At 42.6% G+C, this 15,993-nt stretch carries 18 protein-coding genes, 1 pseudogene and 1 riboswitch; of the genes and pseudogenes, 5 read left to right on the plus strand and 14 right to left on the minus strand.

Going from position 1 to position 15,993, the window contains the following annotated elements; translation table 11 throughout:
- Window positions 1–12 precede the first annotated feature (12 nt).
- From ribD to AM506_RS19615, 8 genes are all read right to left on the minus strand, one after another.
- The gene (gene ribD / locus AM506_RS19580; protein WP_268788415.1) at window positions 13–1,107 is read right to left on the minus strand and encodes a bifunctional diaminohydroxyphosphoribosylaminopyrimidine deaminase/5-amino-6-(5-phosphoribosylamino)uracil reductase RibD; all 1,095 of its coding nucleotides are present in this window, start codon (window positions 1,105–1,107) and stop codon (window positions 13–15) included.
- A 175-nt stretch (window positions 1,108–1,282) separates the two neighbouring features.
- A riboswitch (FMN riboswitch) is annotated at window positions 1,283–1,426 on the minus strand.
- A gap of 202 nt (window positions 1,427–1,628) precedes the next feature.
- Window positions 1,629–2,324, minus strand: coding sequence for a hypothetical protein (locus AM506_RS19585; RefSeq protein WP_060674529.1), 696 nt, complete (start codon window positions 2,322–2,324; stop codon window positions 1,629–1,631).
- Window positions 2,325–2,457: 133 nt separating this feature from the next.
- The gene (locus AM506_RS19590) at window positions 2,458–3,330 is read right to left on the minus strand and encodes a patatin-like phospholipase family protein (RefSeq protein WP_060674563.1); all 873 of its coding nucleotides are present in this window, start codon (window positions 3,328–3,330) and stop codon (window positions 2,458–2,460) included.
- Between the two features lie 321 nt (window positions 3,331–3,651).
- Window positions 3,652–4,428, minus strand: a complete 777-nt coding sequence (locus AM506_RS19595; protein ID WP_060674531.1) for an ABC transporter permease — start codon at window positions 4,426–4,428, stop codon at window positions 3,652–3,654.
- Window positions 4,425–5,327, minus strand: coding sequence for an ABC transporter ATP-binding protein (locus AM506_RS19600; RefSeq protein ID WP_060674534.1), 903 nt, complete (start codon window positions 5,325–5,327; stop codon window positions 4,425–4,427). Before AM506_RS19600 ends, AM506_RS19595 begins: the two co-directional genes overlap by 4 nt.
- Window positions 5,324–5,539, minus strand: coding sequence for a PLD nuclease N-terminal domain-containing protein (locus tag AM506_RS19605; RefSeq protein WP_060674536.1), 216 nt, complete (start codon window positions 5,537–5,539; stop codon window positions 5,324–5,326). Before AM506_RS19605 ends, AM506_RS19600 begins: the two co-directional genes overlap by 4 nt.
- A gap of 126 nt (window positions 5,540–5,665) precedes the next feature.
- The gene (locus tag AM506_RS19610) at window positions 5,666–6,661 is read right to left on the minus strand and encodes a helix-turn-helix transcriptional regulator (RefSeq protein WP_060674538.1); all 996 of its coding nucleotides are present in this window, start codon (window positions 6,659–6,661) and stop codon (window positions 5,666–5,668) included.
- Window positions 6,662–6,795: 134 nt separating this feature from the next.
- Complete coding sequence (locus AM506_RS19615; RefSeq protein ID WP_060674539.1) at window positions 6,796–7,119, minus strand: DUF4870 domain-containing protein; 324 nt, start codon at window positions 7,117–7,119, stop codon at window positions 6,796–6,798.
- 220 nt (window positions 7,120–7,339) lie between these two features.
- Between AM506_RS19615 and AM506_RS19620 the strand changes: the two genes are divergently transcribed.
- From AM506_RS19620 to AM506_RS19635, 4 genes are all read left to right on the plus strand, one after another.
- Window positions 7,340–8,119, plus strand: a complete 780-nt coding sequence (locus AM506_RS19620; protein ID WP_060674566.1) for an undecaprenyl-diphosphate phosphatase — start codon at window positions 7,340–7,342, stop codon at window positions 8,117–8,119.
- A gap of 10 nt (window positions 8,120–8,129) precedes the next feature.
- Complete coding sequence (locus tag AM506_RS19625) at window positions 8,130–8,729, plus strand: DedA family protein (protein WP_060674541.1); 600 nt, start codon at window positions 8,130–8,132, stop codon at window positions 8,727–8,729.
- Between the two features lie 63 nt (window positions 8,730–8,792).
- Complete coding sequence (locus AM506_RS19630; protein ID WP_060674543.1) at window positions 8,793–9,923, plus strand: amidohydrolase; 1,131 nt, start codon at window positions 8,793–8,795, stop codon at window positions 9,921–9,923.
- Between the two features lie 277 nt (window positions 9,924–10,200).
- Window positions 10,201–10,758 (plus strand): GNAT family N-acetyltransferase, encoded by a 558-nt coding sequence (locus AM506_RS19635; RefSeq protein ID WP_060674545.1) that lies wholly within the window; start codon window positions 10,201–10,203, stop codon window positions 10,756–10,758.
- A 62-nt stretch (window positions 10,759–10,820) separates the two neighbouring features.
- Here the strand turns inward: AM506_RS19635 and AM506_RS19640 are convergent, their stop codons facing one another.
- The 4 genes and pseudogenes from AM506_RS19640 to AM506_RS22860 form a co-directional block, all read right to left on the minus strand.
- Window positions 10,821–11,399, minus strand: coding sequence for a hypothetical protein (locus tag AM506_RS19640; RefSeq protein ID WP_060674547.1), 579 nt, complete (start codon window positions 11,397–11,399; stop codon window positions 10,821–10,823).
- A gap of 186 nt (window positions 11,400–11,585) precedes the next feature.
- Complete coding sequence (locus AM506_RS22305) at window positions 11,586–11,789, minus strand: YflJ family protein (protein WP_327205557.1); 204 nt, start codon at window positions 11,787–11,789, stop codon at window positions 11,586–11,588.
- Window positions 11,790–11,795: 6 nt separating this feature from the next.
- Complete coding sequence (locus tag AM506_RS19645) at window positions 11,796–12,866, minus strand: undecaprenyldiphospho-muramoylpentapeptide beta-N-acetylglucosaminyltransferase (protein WP_060674549.1); 1,071 nt, start codon at window positions 12,864–12,866, stop codon at window positions 11,796–11,798.
- Window positions 12,867–13,009: 143 nt separating this feature from the next.
- Window positions 13,010–13,222: pseudogene (locus AM506_RS22860) on the minus strand (phytoene desaturase family protein); the annotation flags it as partial.
- Window positions 13,223–13,422: 200 nt separating this feature from the next.
- On the opposite strand from AM506_RS22860, the gene AM506_RS19655 reads away from it, so the two are divergent.
- Window positions 13,423–14,781: an MATE family efflux transporter gene (locus AM506_RS19655; RefSeq protein WP_060674553.1), complete on the plus strand. Its 1,359-nt coding sequence runs from the start codon at window positions 13,423–13,425 to the stop codon at window positions 14,779–14,781.
- A 57-nt stretch (window positions 14,782–14,838) separates the two neighbouring features.
- Here the strand turns inward: AM506_RS19655 and AM506_RS19660 are convergent, their stop codons facing one another.
- Both AM506_RS19660 and AM506_RS22310 read right to left on the minus strand, forming a co-directional pair.
- On the minus strand, window positions 14,839–15,615 hold the full coding sequence (locus tag AM506_RS19660) for an SDR family oxidoreductase (protein WP_060674555.1): 777 nt from the start codon (window positions 15,613–15,615) through the stop codon (window positions 14,839–14,841).
- A gap of 187 nt (window positions 15,616–15,802) precedes the next feature.
- On the minus strand, window positions 15,803–15,993 hold a 191-nt coding region (locus tag AM506_RS22310), incomplete at its 5' end, for a transposase (RefSeq protein WP_160316900.1).

A 15,993-nucleotide genomic window follows, 5' to 3' on the forward strand; every position in this document is an offset into this window, starting at 1 on the left:
CTTCTCCCCCTTTCACAAAGGTTCCCGTTTTGGCCGTGCGACAATTTTGATATCCTGTGCTACACGATCGAGGCTTGCGATCTCCATTTCCAATCCTTCTGCAATGGTTGGAAATCCTTTTCCCCCAAAACTCGTGTAGGCAGTATTTCCACCCACAAGCTTTGGAGACATATACATAATCATTTCCTGAAAAGCTCTTTCCTCTAAGAAGGCGGAATGTATAGTAGAACCACCTTCTACATATAGGGAAACAATCTTGCGGGATCCCAGCTCTTTCAGGACAGAGTGAATGCCTATCTTATCTTCTGTAAGAGAAATGATTTCACATCCTCGATCGATATAAGGCGTCTTCCTTTCATCTTTGACCGAACTGCCTGTAAAGATGATGGTTCTACTTTCTAAATCCTCTACTACATGAGAATGGACCGGTGTACGCAAATAGGTATCTAATATTATTCGAATGGGGTTTTTTCCACCTTGGGGCAAACGGGTGGTAAGGTGTGGGTTATCTTGAATGACGGTATTGACTCCTACTAATATCGCGTCATGCCTGTGACGATCATAGTGGACATCGGTTCTTGAAGCTTCGGAGGTAATCCACTTACTGTCTCCCGAAGCAGATGCGGTTTTTCCATCTAATGTAACCGCCGTTTTTAGCGTGACATACGGGGTACCTTTTTGAATGAAGTGGAAAAAATGCTTATTTAGTTCCAGGGCTTCTTCTTCAAGCTCGCCCACCACCACTTCAATGCCTGCATCCCTTAATTGTTGAATTCCCCGTCCAGCCACTAGAGGATTGGGATCCCGGGTGGCAATATGGACTCTCTTTATCCCGCATGTGATCAGCGCTTGAGAACAGGGAGGTGTTTTCCCAAAGTGGGAACAAGGTTCAAGGGTAACGTAAATATCGCTTCCTTTCGCTTTGTCTCCTGCCATTTTAATGGCATTCACTTCTGCATGACCTTCTCCCGCTTTCAGATGTGCACCTGTTCCGACAATCTCTCCATTTTTGACCACCACAGCCCCTACCACAGGGTTTGGCGAGGTCTGGCCGAGAGTTGCCTCTGCCATTGAAATGGCAAGCTTCATATAATGGGTACGATTCACTTGTTGTACCTCCCTTCTTGCAAAAATACTATCCAGAAATAAAGAAACCCCAAGTAACGTTCTACTTGGGGGAAGTTGGCATGACTAAATAAAGCATTTGATCTGATGTTTCAGAAAGGAAAAATCATCCATGTCCACTGACCGGACTCCTCCTTTTTGCATCAACTAAATGCTGCCGTTCCTTCTCCCATCCAGACTTTCACTGTCGGCCTTGGAGTTTCACCAAATCCACCGTCTAATATGTATTAGCCGGGTCACGGACTAAGAGCATTCGCTCATCACCGCCGGTAGGGAATTTCACCCTGCCCCGAAGGAAACCTATTCGATTATCATTATTCTATCATAGTTTCATAAATAATATCATGTAAGACGAACTAAAATAAGATTTTCGTCCTAATTTTTAGATTATAGGGTGAGAAACCACCCTATAAAAAAATGCCTCTATGGATCAGAAGCAAGTTTCTTTCATATGTGTCTCATTCTTCCTACATTATTGTATCCAAACCCATAAAAAGAATGAGCTACGATGTGAGAAAATAATCACTGTCTACGTACCATAGAAAGATCAGCAGCCAGTCCAAATCATCATTGTATGTTTCGTAAAATGAAACATAACTATGATGGGAATCGAATAGCCGTTGAACACTTTGGGGGAGGTACCCCTTTTGTAAGGATAAATGATTTTTTTCTTGATAGTTCAAGATCCATCTCTTGTTTCCTTTATAGATGAGGATCGTATCCCCGCCTTCATTCTGCCACTCGATGGCGGTCGCACTTTGATATTTCAATTGAAATACCATTCTTCTCTCAGGATGATCGATTTTAATGGTCCTGCTCCACTTTGAAAATGACAGTGGCGTTTTGTGCTTTCTATGAAACAAGTAATGCTTAGGATTATTGATCATGGATGTGCGTTGAATAAAGTAGTGGGACCATCCGTTGGTTTTCAAATAGTAAGAGCCTTCCTTCGTATGAACCCCCACAAGTGAATGCTCGGAGACAGGCATATTTTCATAATACAGACGGTTTGCCTTCTTAAGTTCCTTTTTCAGACTATAGCTGAGATACAGATTTGAAAAAGCAGGGATGAAGATCAGCAGGGGAAAGTAATATAATTGCTGTGTCACTGCAAGCATCCCTACACCAATGAGAAAATACATGACACTTCTGAAAAGCAACGTATATTGTTCATTTTTGTATATTTGATAGAGGTTCATAGAATGCTCGTCCTTTCAAGGAATCTCTATCATATGTATGTTTAAAATTTGTAAAAAGAACAAATGCCAGGAAAACGAGGAGAATGAACAGAACTCTTTTCACATACGGTGGTTCTATTCATCCCTTATGTTCTTATGAGTGGACCAGTTTCCCTGATTGGTTCCATTCGACTATTTGCTTCCATTTTGATTCTGCGTCATGATAGCCCTGCCAATACAATTCGTCCAGTTTTTGTGGGTTTTTTTCGATCCGGCCTACTTTAAGTGGATGCTGAGGCTGGATGATCAGAACATCTCCATTTTTTTCTTTTGCTTCAATTTCCTTAATTGTTTGATTGTAGCGCAAATATCGGTTCATCAATGTTTTGTGCAACTCTGGATATTGAGGATATTTCCTTCTCACAAGGAATGAAAATCGTGAAGGCTTTTTGTAATATCCCCTATTCCGGGTCAGGATGACCACATTTTTTTTGAACCCGTCCTGCTCGGCTTTTTCTATCGGGACCGGATCGCTTATGCCCCCGTCAAGGAGGTGTCGGGAAGCGAATTCAACAATCGGGGCAACAAATGGAAGAGAGCTTGATGCGCGTATGATAGTGAGAAGGTCTTCTCCATAATCCTTCCTTGAGAAATAGGCTGGTTTCCCTGTATGACAGTCTGTTGTCCCGACTACAAATTCCGTTCGGTTGGAGTGAAAGGCTTTGTAATCGAAGGGGACCAATTTATTCGGTATTTCATCAAAGACATAGTCCATCCCGAATAATTCGCCCGTTTTCCAGTAGTTCCGCCATGATAAATATTTAGGGTCGCGGATGAAATCTACATTCACCTTTTTGTTGCGGCCATTTTGTTTGGACAAATAAGACGCGGCATTGCATGCACCTGCAGAGACCCCGATGACATAAGGGAATTCAATTTCGTTCTCCAAGAAAAATTCAAGTGCACCCGCAGTGTAGATCCCCCTCATTCCGCCACCTTCGAGGACGAGTCCTGTCTCGTTAATCATCATCTTCTTGAACACCTGCCCTTTGCTGTAATAGAAATTGCTTTACTTCTAGAGGGTACAACTTTATCCCGGACAGTTCCTTATCGGAATCCAGCAGGGGATATATTTCCCGCTATCCCTGGTAAAATCGTATTCTTCACCTTTTCCTGAGCCAAATAAGCCCTTATATTTTCCCACAAAATTATATGAATGTGTATTATTCTGCCTGAAGGTTTTCTATCATCTTCCTCCTTCTACCCCCATTCGACATAAATCACTGAAATCCTTTTCTCATCATCCAAAAGGTCCGTCCCTCAAGGCGAATGAGCTGAGGGCAGGACGTCAGTTCAGTTCTTTATTTCTGGAGAGGATCGGGGTGATGAAGAGGATGGTCAGGCATATGGCCAGGGTCAGGAAGATTGTTCCTGTAAGGTTTTCAGCCCATCGTTCCTTCAGGATCAGGTCGTTTACATAGTTAGTCAACTGGCCAGGCGACCATTTTAACGTTTTCGTCAAGGATCCTGAGAGGAAGGTTATCAGCATGGTTGATCCGATCGTATAAAAGGCAGCAAGACCCGGCGTTTGGACAAGACTACTGAAGAAAATGACCAACGTCATGATAAAGGTCAGCCATAAACCGTAAACCAGGTACCCCTGCACGAATATTTGAAAGTCAATCGCCCCAAATAATAGATTGATGTAATACAATCCCGCGAGCAGCCCTAGGCTGTAAGACACCCATACAAGCAGTAATGCAGATGACCACTTGGAATAAATATAGGAAGTGTAAGGAACGGGTTTCACAAGGACCAAAACAGCATGACGGTTTTTTCTTTCCCCTGCTACGGTTCCCATGAATCCCAACACGATGACAAGAACGCCAAAGGTACTGAATTGACTTAGAATTGACAATAATACTTCCCCTGACGAAGGGGATGGAATGGATATGACAGTTCCTTCAGGCAAATCCCCTACTGATTGTAATATTTCCGGCAGATAATAGGCTGTTAAAGGCTCAGTCAATCCAAATAAAATGAAAACGATCGGCATCCAGATCACTTTATAATTACGAATGTGCTCGAGCATTTCTTTTCTGAATAATACCCAACCGACTTTCATTTTTTCATCACCTCCATGAAGACCTCTTCCAAACTTTGTTCACCACTGTCAAATTTAGTCACACCCCATCCATTTTCCGAAATGAGGGTAAAGATCCTTGCTCTGTCCCGTTCAAGATCACCTACTTCAAAGGATACCTGATTCCCATTTGCAATCAGGTTATGGATCCAATCTTTTTCCATTAAGTGAGGAATGAACTTATTACTATTTTCATTGAAATACAATGTCAATCTCGAATTATGGTGCCTTGCCTTTACTTCCTGGATCGCCCCTTGTTCAATCAGAACGCCCTCATGAAGAAAAAGGACATCCTCACATATTTGTTCTGCATCATTTAAGATGTGGGTCGAAAACAGAATGGTCGTTTCCTTCTTTAACGTATTTAATAAGTCAAGAACTTCCCTTCTGCCGAATGGATCAAGGGCTGATACCGGCTCGTCAAGGATGATGAGCTTAGGATTATGAATGAGAGCCTGTGCGATTCCAAGCCGTTGTTTCATTCCTCCTGAGTACTGACCCACCTTCCGATTCTTCCCTTCTTCTAAACCGACTAAAGTGATAAGTTCACCTGCTCGGCTCTCTGCGTCCCCTTTCTTCATTCCTGAAATTTCACCGGAGAAGATCAGGTACTCCTTTCCCGTCATCCACTCGAAGAAAGCGGGATATTGAGGCAGATATCCAATCATTTCACGGATATCATCAGGGGCATCCGGAGTCATGATCTTCCCCGCTGTTGGTTTAATTAATCCTGCAAGCATATTTAAAGTCGTCGTTTTGCCGGCACCATTCGGACCGAGCAAGGCAGTGCAGGCCCCGCTCTTCAACTGAAAGGAAATATTTTCAACCGCAAGCTTTTCTTTATATCTCTTCTCTAGAGAGACTACTTCCAAGACGTTCATCTATTTTGTCTCCTTCCGAAGATGAAGTAGATGACCGGTCCAATAATATTAATGAAAATGATGATGATCACCCAAAGCCATTTTGGGCCATTTGTGGATTTTATCCGGATTAGGTCGATCATTGCCACCACGATTAGAATGAGTTGAATAACGATAACAGGAGCAATGAGTCCCCAATTGATTGCTTGTAACGATTGTTGTATTTCGTTCATTTTTTCTTCCTCCCTTAGCTTCTTCAACTATAAGACGGGAAAAGAAAGAAATCGTTCATTTTCCGATGGGATTTTTTTCTGAAAAAAAAAGACCTAGCCCCTTCTTATTATGGGGCTCGGTGCTCGTTATTTCTCTTGATATAAAGTATACATTTTATTCACTTCTGCTTTGACGGTATCCACGAGGGAAGGAGGAGAGATCACTTCAGCCTGACTACCAAATGTGAAGATCCAGTTTACGAGACCGGTACTTACCCGGGCTTTGGTCGACAAAATAAAATGGTCCTCACCATGCCTATGAATAGTGACATTTTTCCCGAACTTATCGATCATCACATTGATGAGGTTGTTATGAAACTTAATCTTGATCCACTCTTCATCTCCGGCAAACATATGAAAGGTTGACTGAACGTATTTGGATACATCGAAGCTTTCATATGGATAGGTTTCCGAAAGCACCTCAACATTACGCAGTCGATCGACCCGATAGTGACGTATTTCGTCCGCTTCAAAATAGTAAGCAATAAGGTAATAAAAATCATTCGCCCATGCAAGAGCGTACGGTTTCACCTTATACAATCGGCCCTCATGACTCAGGTTAAACCGTTTATTGACATCATACCGCCCGTATTGAAACGTGATCATCCTCCGTTCTGCAATCGCTTCATGGATATCATGGATGGTGCGGCGAATAAAAGGACTCTCACTTTTAATGGACGAATCAATTTGGATTTCATTATGTAATTTCTTCCCTTGTTGATGGCTTGTCAGCTGCTTTATCTTCCCTGTCAGCTGCCTCGTTTCCTGTTTCGAAATGAATTTGGCAGAGACAACTGCATCCATCAGCATCCGTAGTTCGTATAACTCGAACAACCGGTATTGGTGGCTGTAATACTTCGGAAGTCCATCTTTTTCCTGATTGATGGTCACATCGAATCCATGTCGGATGAGATGATCCAGATCATCCTTTAAGGAATTCTTGTTAAGTTTTAAATCAGGTCCGTATGCCTGTTTAAAGCGAAGAATGATATCATCCAGATTCAGCTCGTGGTCTTCGTCCGTTTCTTCTTTTAAAATACTCATAAGCTTCAGCAGTCTTTCTTTATTATCAATCCTCGTCATAGGGATATATTCTCCTTTTTAGAGATGATAGTTTTATAAAATTATAAAGTTAATGAAATTTTTGTCAACTTCTTATTCCTCTTTTTGTTTTCAAGAAAGAAAAAGAACCCATGAGGATCATGAGTTCAATTTTCTTACTTCAATAATCGAAAGACTGTCGGGATTTTGTAATAGTCCCCTTCGTATGCCTTTACCGCACCCAGGATGGTGAAGATCAGTGCGAGCACCCCTACGATGGGAGCTAATACAAATCCGATTAGCACCACCATGAGAATGCTGCTTACAAACCCGTAAACGGCGTAAGAAATGAGAAAGTTCAAGTATTCCTTTCCATGGAAATCCACAAACTCCGATTCGTCCTTTTTAATGAGCCAGATGATTAATGGACCGATGAATACGGTGAAGAAGCTTGATATATAGATAAGAGCTGCCATCATTCTTTCATCTTTTGTCGGCATGCCAATTCCTCCTTGTACCACACTTTTAGCAGACACTTGGATTGTATCCTCCTCTATATTTACGTCCGTGCATTCATAAAGTTTCACCCATTTTCGAGATTTTCTTCATGGGGGCTTTTTTTGTTTCTTCATGACAACCCTCATGAAATGTGGGGGATTGGAATATACGTTTAAAAGAGGAGTTTGTCCTTAGAGTTCTTGAAGAAAGGCAGTGGTGAATGTGAACAAAATTGAGGCCTTTATATTGGGCGTTATACAAGGGTTAACAGAGTTTCTTCCGATATCAAGCACCGGGCATCTTTATCTCGGGAGGTTTGCATTCGGACTTGAAGAAGCCGGACTATTTCTGGATACGATGCTTCATATCGGTACGTTGATTGCCGTCCTTGTCGTTTATCAGAAGGAACTTTCATACATGCTGAGGCACCCATTCAGTAAATTATCCTGGATCCTCATCATCGGAACCATCCCTGCTGTGATTATAGGATTTATGTTTGAAGACTATTTTGACGCTATATCAAAGACAGGGTCTACCATCGGTTGGGAGTTTCTTGTGACAGGGTGCATTATGTATGTTGCTGACGGCGTGAAGAACGGATATAAAAAGTTGGATGATCTCTCATACACGGATGCATTGGTGATTGGCAGCTTCCAAGCAGCTGCCATATTCCCCGCCCTTTCAAGATCCGGTTTAACAATAGCCGCAGGATTATTCAGGAAATTGGACAGAGAAACAGCAGCCTATTTCTCCTTTCTCCTTTCTACCCCTGCCATCCTTGGAGGTATCGTGCTTCAAGGAAAAGAAATGATCGGTGGTGAGGCTGAAGCGATCCCCTTTTCAAGTTTAGCCATCGGAACAATCAGCGCTGCAGTATTCGGCTATTTCGCCATTCTGACCATGGTGAATTTCTTGAAAAAGCACTCCTTGAAAATATTCTCCTATTACGTTTGGGCTTTGGGCCTCTTGATTCTCATTCTTCAATACTCAGGATTCATGTAGGAGGATAAATATGGACCATGAATGGATTTTACACATCCTTACATTATTAACCGATTTAGGATATGCGGGAATCTCTCTCGCACTCATGATCGAAGTCATTCCGAGCGAGCTTGTACTTAGCTATGCAGGTTTTATGGTAAATGCCGGCAAACTTACGTTTATAGGAGCCTTCATCAGCGGTGTCGTCGGTGGGACCGCAGCTCAGTTATTCCTTTACTGGTTTGGTTATTATGGAGGCAGACCGTTTTTTGAAAAATACGGGAAATATCTGTTTATTCATTCAAAGCACATTCTTGCTGCAGAGAGATGGTTTGAGAAGCACGGGACGATCGTCATATTCACGGCACGTTTCATACCGATCGTCCGCCATGCCATCAGTATACCGGCTGGCATAAGCCGCATGCCCTTTTCTACATTCACTCTGTACACCTTTGCAGCCATGCTCCCCTGGACATTGTTGTTTATGATCATCGGGATGGAACTCGGAACACACTGGGAGCATATTGAAGTCATCGGGACGCGCTATATTAAACCCCTCAGTTTAATAGCAGTTCTCTCCACCCTTTTTTATCTGATATATTCAAACAGGAAAAATAAAAGGATGGATTAACTTCTTTTTTTACTGAAAATTGTTTAAAATAAGAAGGAAACAAGCCTCACGAAAGGAAAAACGATGAATTCCATACTTTTAAAAAACGTAACCATATATCCCATTACCTCCGAGCCTATTCATAATGGAGCTTTACTCATAAAAGACGGAAAAATCAAACAAATATTCCCTCATGACGTGGAAGGGTTCCATCACGCTTCCGTTTACGATTGTCAGGGGAAATTTCTTTTTCCCGGATTCATTGACTCTCACACTCATTTAGGTCTCTACGACGAAGGTACAGGCTGGGCAGGTAACGACGCCAATGAAACCATCGAACCGATGACACCTCATATCAGGGCATTCGATGGTGTGTACCCACTGGACCCAGGCTTTAAAGACGCCCTTAAATATGGCGTCACCACCGTGAATGTCATGCCCGGAAGCGCAAATGTAATCGGGGGTACCACATCGGTGATCAAAACACATGGTTCTAACATCAGGTCCATGCTTATCAAAGAAACTTCCGGATTGAAAATCGCTTTAGGAGAGAATCCGAAACGAATTCACAGCAATGGAAACAATGATTCCATTACACGCATGGGGATCATGGGAATGCTCAGGGAAGCCTTTTTCTCTGCTAAATATTGTGACCAGCCAGAGGAACTAAGAGTTGCCCCTTTAGTTTCTGCTTTAAAACGGGAAATCCCAGTTCGGATCCACGCTCACAGGGCAGACGATATATTATCCGCAGTGCGTTTCGCTGAGGAATTCAACCTCGACCTCCGGATTGAACATTGCACTGAGGGTCACCTCATATCAGATGAACTCAAAGGAAGGAATTTAAAAGTTTCAGTCGGTCCGACGTTTACAAGACGCTCGAAGGTCGAGCTTAAAAACAAGAGCTGGATCACCTACCAGAAATTGACGGAAGCCGGTGTCGAAGTGTCGGTTACGACTGATCACCCTTACACACCCATCCAGTATCTGAACATGTGCGCTGCGATTGCCGTACGTGAAGGCCTGGATGAACAAAAGGCATTGGAAGGGATCACCATTGCCCCTGCCAGAAACCTTGGTGTATCTGACCGGATCGGCAGTATCGAAGTGAATAAGGATGCCGATTTGGTCCTTTGGAGCCACCATCCATTCCACTTTATGGCAAAGCCCTTATTGACATTCATCAATGGGGAAATCGTTTATCAAAACGTGTAGAAATTTGTTAAAAATTTTCTTCAAAAATCAGCATTTTACCTATTTCCTTTTTGAGATATTTCGTATATGATACAGATGGATAATATATTTCCGGTTACAAAGATGCGATCTATTCATATAGTGAGCGACTGTAATGAAGGGAAGGCAAAAGGTGCGCCACCAGTTTCTTGACTGGTCTTAGTGGGTTCGATTCCCACCCCGAAATTTTTTAGTTACCATTTAAAAATTTCGAGGGTGGGATCGTACGCGAGTAGACTGCCCTCAAGGAGGGTCTACTATGATCAAGAAACGTGAATTACATGAGTGTCATGAACTTTATGACCTGATGGTGCACCCGGATGTCTTCCCTTTTGTGCGTCAAAAGGCGGATTCCTATGAGGAACTTCTTTTCCTGACGAAACAAACCATTGAAGCAGAAGAACGGGGAGAACTTATTTCCCGGACGATTTTGGACGAGTGGGGCAACCCTATCGGCACGATCAATTTATTTGATATCCAGGAAAATGCAGGATTCCTTGGAACATGGCTCGGTAAGCCGTTCCACGGCAAAGGTTATAACCAGCCGGCGAAGGATGCATTCTTTTCCGAGTTATTTTTTGAACTGGGCATGGAAACCATCTTTATGAGAATCAGAAAGGTGAATACCCGTTCACAAAAGGCCGCAGAAAAACTGCCTTATGTTGTAAAGGCTAATGATTCAAGGAAATCTCTTTATGATCAATTAAATGCGCAAGAAGAAGTGTATGATCTGTATGAAATCCCGAAAGATCTGTACACACTCTATTTATATCAGCTTCAGCAATCCCCGGAAGAAGAGCAGGCCCTTGAAGCGTAAACAAAGAAAAAGGTTATCACAAAGGTATTTACCTATTGTGATAACCTTTTTGTTTAATCACATTAAAAGGAGGCATGGATCATGAAAAATATGGTAAAGGTGATGGCTAGTTTCAGATGCCATGTCCGGTCCTTCCTTTTGAAGCGCTTAAATCCCATGATTACTAGGAAGAAGAGCGTGATACTCGAGAATATCCCCGTTATATTTGTGAAGTCCCAATGGAAATCTCTGATGATTGCCAGAATTGCGTGTAACACCACACCTGCCGTTGCCAATAGCGCTAAGGGAACGTGCCATTTCCTCAACAGCTTTCCTGCAAATTGCACAAGAGGTTTTATTTCAATATCCTTCCACTTTATCCCTTTCAACCCTTTCCATTTCAATAACAAGAAAATCGGAAAGATACTGAGGACGACAAAATAAATTATTCTTGCTATGGACCCGAATTGTTTGAGAAATTCCTTGTAAGATTCCTCATCCATCCCCATGAGCACTTCCTGGTTAGCCGTAATGAGGAGAATTCCTGCCGCTGCTAAACAGCTGCTTAATGCCAAATAGAAGATGATATTTTTCCGTTCCTTTGGATTTGGGATGAATTTTGATAAAAATGTTGGGTGACCGACTTTCGATTTGGGTTCCATTTAGTTTCTCCTATTATCATTAAGAATTATATGTTTACTATAACCCTCTAACATGAAAATTAAATGAAAATCCAATGAAATAATCAAACTCCCACCAAAAATCCGCTAAAAGAAGCGGAGCTTGAATGGTATTGATGCCTTATCCTCAATTCTTAGATCAGCATCTATACACTCAAGCTCCTATTCTTATTTCTGTTTAGCTATTTTCTCGAAATACAAATTTCGGACGACAAATGTTTTATAATTCTCCAATTTCCTTTTTTCTAAAGGGTGATGATTGATTCCCATCTTTTTAAGTTCTTGGAGATACCATCCTTTTGAGTATTGATACGCCATTCCACTTCTCCCCTCCAACCATTTGTATACTATATGCTTGAAGGGGAGTCCCATGACTCTTTAACGGGACATGGAGGAAAGTACCTCATACATGTCCTGGATGGTGTAGGCTTTTTCACCTTTTTCCATATTACGGACCATTGTGTCACGATTTCTCTTAAGCTCGTTGACACCCGCCAAGAAGCTCTTTTCGTTCAGCCCTTCTTCTTCCAGCTTTATCGCATAACCGTGTTTCACGAAGCTGTTGGCATTGAGGATTTGATCTCCTCGGCTTGCTTCCCTTGATAGGGGAATCAATAACATCGGTTTCTTTAAGGCCAGAAATTCAAAGATGGAATTCGAACCGGCGCGGGAAATCACGAAATCCGTCATCGCAAGGTAATGAGGCAGTTCACCCTTGATGAATTCGTATTGGCGATACCCTTTTTGAACAAGGCTTTCATCCACATTTCCTTTTCCGCAAATATGAATGATTTGAAAAGTGGAAAGCAGTTCCTCCAGATTCCCTCTTACCGCTTCGTTAATCTTTCTTGCTCCAAGACTTCCTCCCATGATCATCAAAACAGGCTTATCCTCATAATAACCCGTTAACCGCTTTCCTTCGCGGGCGTCACCCGTAAATAATTCTTCACGGATGATGGCTCCTGCGCATAATGATTTATCACTCGGAAGTGATTGGACCGTTTCCGGGAAAGTCGTAAATATTTTTGTTGCGAATGGGACGGCCAGTTTATTGGCGAGTCCCGGAGTGACATCGGACTCATGGATTGCCACAGGAACTTTGGCCAACTTAGCAGCCATCACGACGGGGACGGAAACAAATCCCCCTTTGGAAAAGATGATGTCCGGTTTCGTCTTCCTGATGACGGATAGTGCGTCAACTACTCCCTTCATGACTCGAAACGGATCCGAAAAGTTTTTCCAGGAAAAATATCTTCTAAGCTTCCCGCTGGAAATGCTTTTGTACGGGATATGTGGAAATTGTTCCGTAATGATTTCCTTTTCGATTCCATCTTCCGAACCTATATACGTTATGTCCCACCCTTCTTTTTCAAAGTGTGGAATCAGTGCTGTATTAACCGTGACGTGGCCCGCTGATCCTCCGCCCGTAAATAAAATACGTTTCTTCATATGTATAAACTCCTAACTCAAATTCTAATTTCCTTCTCTCTAACCATTATACACTTTACCAAAAATACAGGCGGGATAGAACCACGAAAATTTGACAAAAAGAAAAATGAACCTTATTCAAGAACTCTTGGGATTCATGAGGATTACCTGGATGTATAGCCCCTATCCCTATTCAAGATATAATTGGCTACATTTCTTCCACTTATCGTCACCATCGGGGATCCTCCCCCTGGGTGTGTCGTTCCACCTGTGTAGAAAAGGTGTTCAATGTCCCTGCTGACATTTGAAGGACGAAGAAACGCTTCAGGCATGCGGTGGGAGGCGAGTCCGTAGAGCGAGCCTTTATAAGCAGAGAATTTATGTTTTTAAACATGATCCAAATCCAGTGCTGCCATTGTTTTGTCATTCTTTCCCTCCCATAAGGTCATCTCCCTACATGCATATTGAGTCCTCGTTTGATGAGCATATTTCACTCTCTATCCCCATGAAAATATGGTACAGTATGATAGTGAAATCACCATGCTGTATCTGAAGGCATTCAGGAGGAGTACGTCCAATGAGAGAAACTCATACACTTAAAGGTAAGATCAAACAACTATCCATCATACTCATTCCCATCCTTGTCACGCAGCTTGGGATGTTTGCCATGAACTTCTTCGACACGATCATGTCAGGGAAGTATTCTCCCATTGATCTTGCAGGTGTCGCCATCGGCTCTTCCCTTTGGGTACCGGTCTTTACAGGATTAAGCGGGATCCTTTTGGCCGTGACGCCCATCGTCGCCCAATTGAATGGACGCGGCAACAAGAAAGAAGTCCCCCATACTGTGCTTCAAGGTGTATATGCTGCCATCGCTTTATCCCTTATCATCATGGTGGCTGGAGGACTCGTTCTCAATCCGATATTAAACGGGATGAATATAGAACCGGAAGTCCGTATTGTGGCGAAGGAGTATCTCATTGCCCTCTCGTTCGGAATGATTCCCCTCTTTATCTATAATGTATTAAGATCATTCATCGACGCACTGGGGATGACGAGGGTGACCATGTTCATCACTCTCATGTCCCTGCCGATCAATGTCGTGTTCAATTATCTTCTTATTTTCGGTAAGTTGGGGCTTCCGGCGCTTGGAGGAGTAGGTGCAGGTGTTGCGTCTGCCATCACCTATTGGCTGATTACACTCATCGCCTTCTGGGTCGTCCATACGAAAGGTCCTTTTAGTCAATATTATATCTTCCGGACCATCCATAAGCCTGACCTTGCTAAATGGAAAGAAATTTTTGTGATCGGTGTACCGATCGGTTTATCGATTTTCTTCGAAGTTAGCATATTTTCAGCCGTTACGTTGCTGATGAGTAAGTATGATACGGTGGTCATCGCGGCTCACCAGGCAGCAATCAATTTTGCATCATTCCTCTACATGATCCCGCTGAGCATTTCCATGGCCTTGACCATCGTTATAGGCTTTGAGGTCGGGGCAAAGAGGCTTCGGGATGCCAAGGTTTACAGCTGGATGGGCGTCAGCTTTGGATTGCTGTTGGCTGTCATATATGGAGTCATATTGCTCGTCTTCCGTTCTGAAATCGCCTATCTTTACTCGGATGATGCGTATGTATTAGAGTTAACGGCTCACTTCTTATTATATGCCGTATTCTTTCAGCTTTCAGACGCGATACAAGCCCCTGTCCAAGGTGCGCTCAGAGGATATAAGGATGTGAATATCACCTTTATCATGGCGCTTGTATCGTATTGGGTGATCGGCCTTCCATTGGGATATTTCCTGGCCAACTACACCCATTTCGGGCCTTACGGCTACTGGCTTGGGCTTACATCAGGCTTAACGGCAGGCGCCATAACATTATCAGGCAGGCTTTTATTAATACAAAAGAAGTACAAAAAACAATATAGTCATTAAAAGGGAATAAGAAAATCGTGACCAAAGAGCAACGGACTCTATCACTGCCGTTGCTCTTTATTGATGAAATACCTTTCCAAGGACATCCTTACCACCCGTAACGGGAATGATGGAACCGGTAATGAAATCAGATTCTTCCTGACATAGGAATGAAATGATCCTCGCCAAATCTTCTCCCGTTCCAGGGCGGCCAATGGGGGTATGTGGATCATGTTGTTCTTTCGCATGACTGATGTCACTTTCCTTCCAATCCCCTACTATGTCACCCGGGCAGACCATATTTGCGGTTATGCCGTTCTGTGCTTCTTCAATTGAAATCGTTTTTGTAAAGGAAGCGAGACCTGCTTTAGCTGCAGCGAATGCAGAACGGTAAATCCAGCCCGGCGCTGATTCAACCCTATCATATCCAAAGGTGATGATTCTTCCCCATTGTTTTTCGCGCATCTTTGGAATCATTAATCTTGATAAGTAAAATACGCTATTTAAATTCCCATTCACAATATAATTCCATTCCTCAGGGGAATAATCGGCAAATGACTTTCTCTCTTTCACATAGGGTCCGGCATTGTGAATCAGGATGTCGACACTCTCCACCTTACTCCAGATTTGAGATGCCATCCGTTCACATTCTTCCGGTACGGAAATATCCCCCTTGATCGGGATGATGGAATTGGAGTGGGTTTGGGTTAGTTCAGAAACCAATTTCTCAACCAAAGTATCATCGCTTCTATAGTTCAGGATGACCGTGTATCCTTGTTTAGAGAATTCCTCCACCGTCTTCCTTCCGATTCCCTTTGATCCGCCTGTTATGAGGACAACTTTATCTTCTTTCATCAAGCTCACTCCACGTACTCGTTATATCTCAATAGTATGAATGATTATCGGGAAATGCAAATCTAAGCTCTTACATAGTCGTTTAACATGGTATAAGAAAATCGCATAATCATTTCATTAAATAAAGGGAGAATAAAAAAAACGGTTCAACGTCAATTGTTGGGGTGAAGTGAGTTTTGCTTCACCCTTATCCAATATGCGTGCCCATTCTTTTATACTTATGTGTCAGTAAAATCTTTGCTCGAAAACGAAGAAAGCTTCTAAAGCCAAATGCGTTTCGTTTCATCACTTTCGTTAAGTTGTTTATGCCCTCTAAAAACCCGTTTGAATAGTTATATCGAAAGCTATTCAATATTTCATTTTGCCAATTCTTTAGTG

The organism is Rossellomorea vietnamensis, from assembly GCF_001305855.1.
Classification (GTDB): Bacteria; Bacillota; Bacilli; order Bacillales; family Bacillaceae_B; genus Rossellomorea; species Rossellomorea vietnamensis_A.

Coding starts and splice junctions, on each gene's coding strand:
- AM506_RS19585 (WP_060674529.1), bottom strand. CDS start 2,324: ATGAACCTCTATCAAATATACAAAAATGAACAATATACGTTGCTTTTC.
- AM506_RS19590 (WP_060674563.1), bottom strand. CDS start 3,330: ATGATTAACGAGACAGGACTCGTCCTCGAAGGTGGCGGAATGAGGGGG.
- AM506_RS19595 (WP_060674531.1), bottom strand. CDS start 4,428: ATGAAAGTCGGTTGGGTATTATTCAGAAAAGAAATGCTCGAGCACATT.
- AM506_RS19600 (WP_060674534.1), bottom strand. CDS start 5,327: ATGAACGTCTTGGAAGTAGTCTCTCTAGAGAAGAGATATAAAGAAAAG.
- AM506_RS19605 (WP_060674536.1), bottom strand. CDS start 5,539: ATGAACGAAATACAACAATCGTTACAAGCAATCAATTGGGGACTCATT.
- AM506_RS19610 (WP_060674538.1), bottom strand. CDS start 6,661: ATGACGAGGATTGATAATAAAGAAAGACTGCTGAAGCTTATGAGTATT.
- AM506_RS19615 (WP_060674539.1), bottom strand. CDS start 7,119: ATGCCGACAAAAGATGAAAGAATGATGGCAGCTCTTATCTATATATCA.
- AM506_RS19625 (WP_060674541.1), top strand. CDS start 8,130: ATGGACCATGAATGGATTTTACACATCCTTACATTATTAACCGATTTA.
- AM506_RS19630 (WP_060674543.1), top strand. CDS start 8,793: ATGAATTCCATACTTTTAAAAAACGTAACCATATATCCCATTACCTCC.
- AM506_RS19635 (WP_060674545.1), top strand. CDS start 10,201: ATGATCAAGAAACGTGAATTACATGAGTGTCATGAACTTTATGACCTG.
- AM506_RS19640 (WP_060674547.1), bottom strand. CDS start 11,399: ATGGAACCCAAATCGAAAGTCGGTCACCCAACATTTTTATCAAAATTC.
- AM506_RS22305 (WP_327205557.1), bottom strand. CDS start 11,789: ATGGGACTCCCCTTCAAGCATATAGTATACAAATGGTTGGAGGGGAGA.
- AM506_RS19645 (WP_060674549.1), bottom strand. CDS start 12,866: ATGAAGAAACGTATTTTATTTACGGGCGGAGGATCAGCGGGCCACGTC.
- AM506_RS19655 (WP_060674553.1), top strand. CDS start 13,423: ATGAGAGAAACTCATACACTTAAAGGTAAGATCAAACAACTATCCATC.
- AM506_RS19660 (WP_060674555.1), bottom strand. CDS start 15,615: ATGAAAGAAGATAAAGTTGTCCTCATAACAGGCGGATCAAAGGGAATC.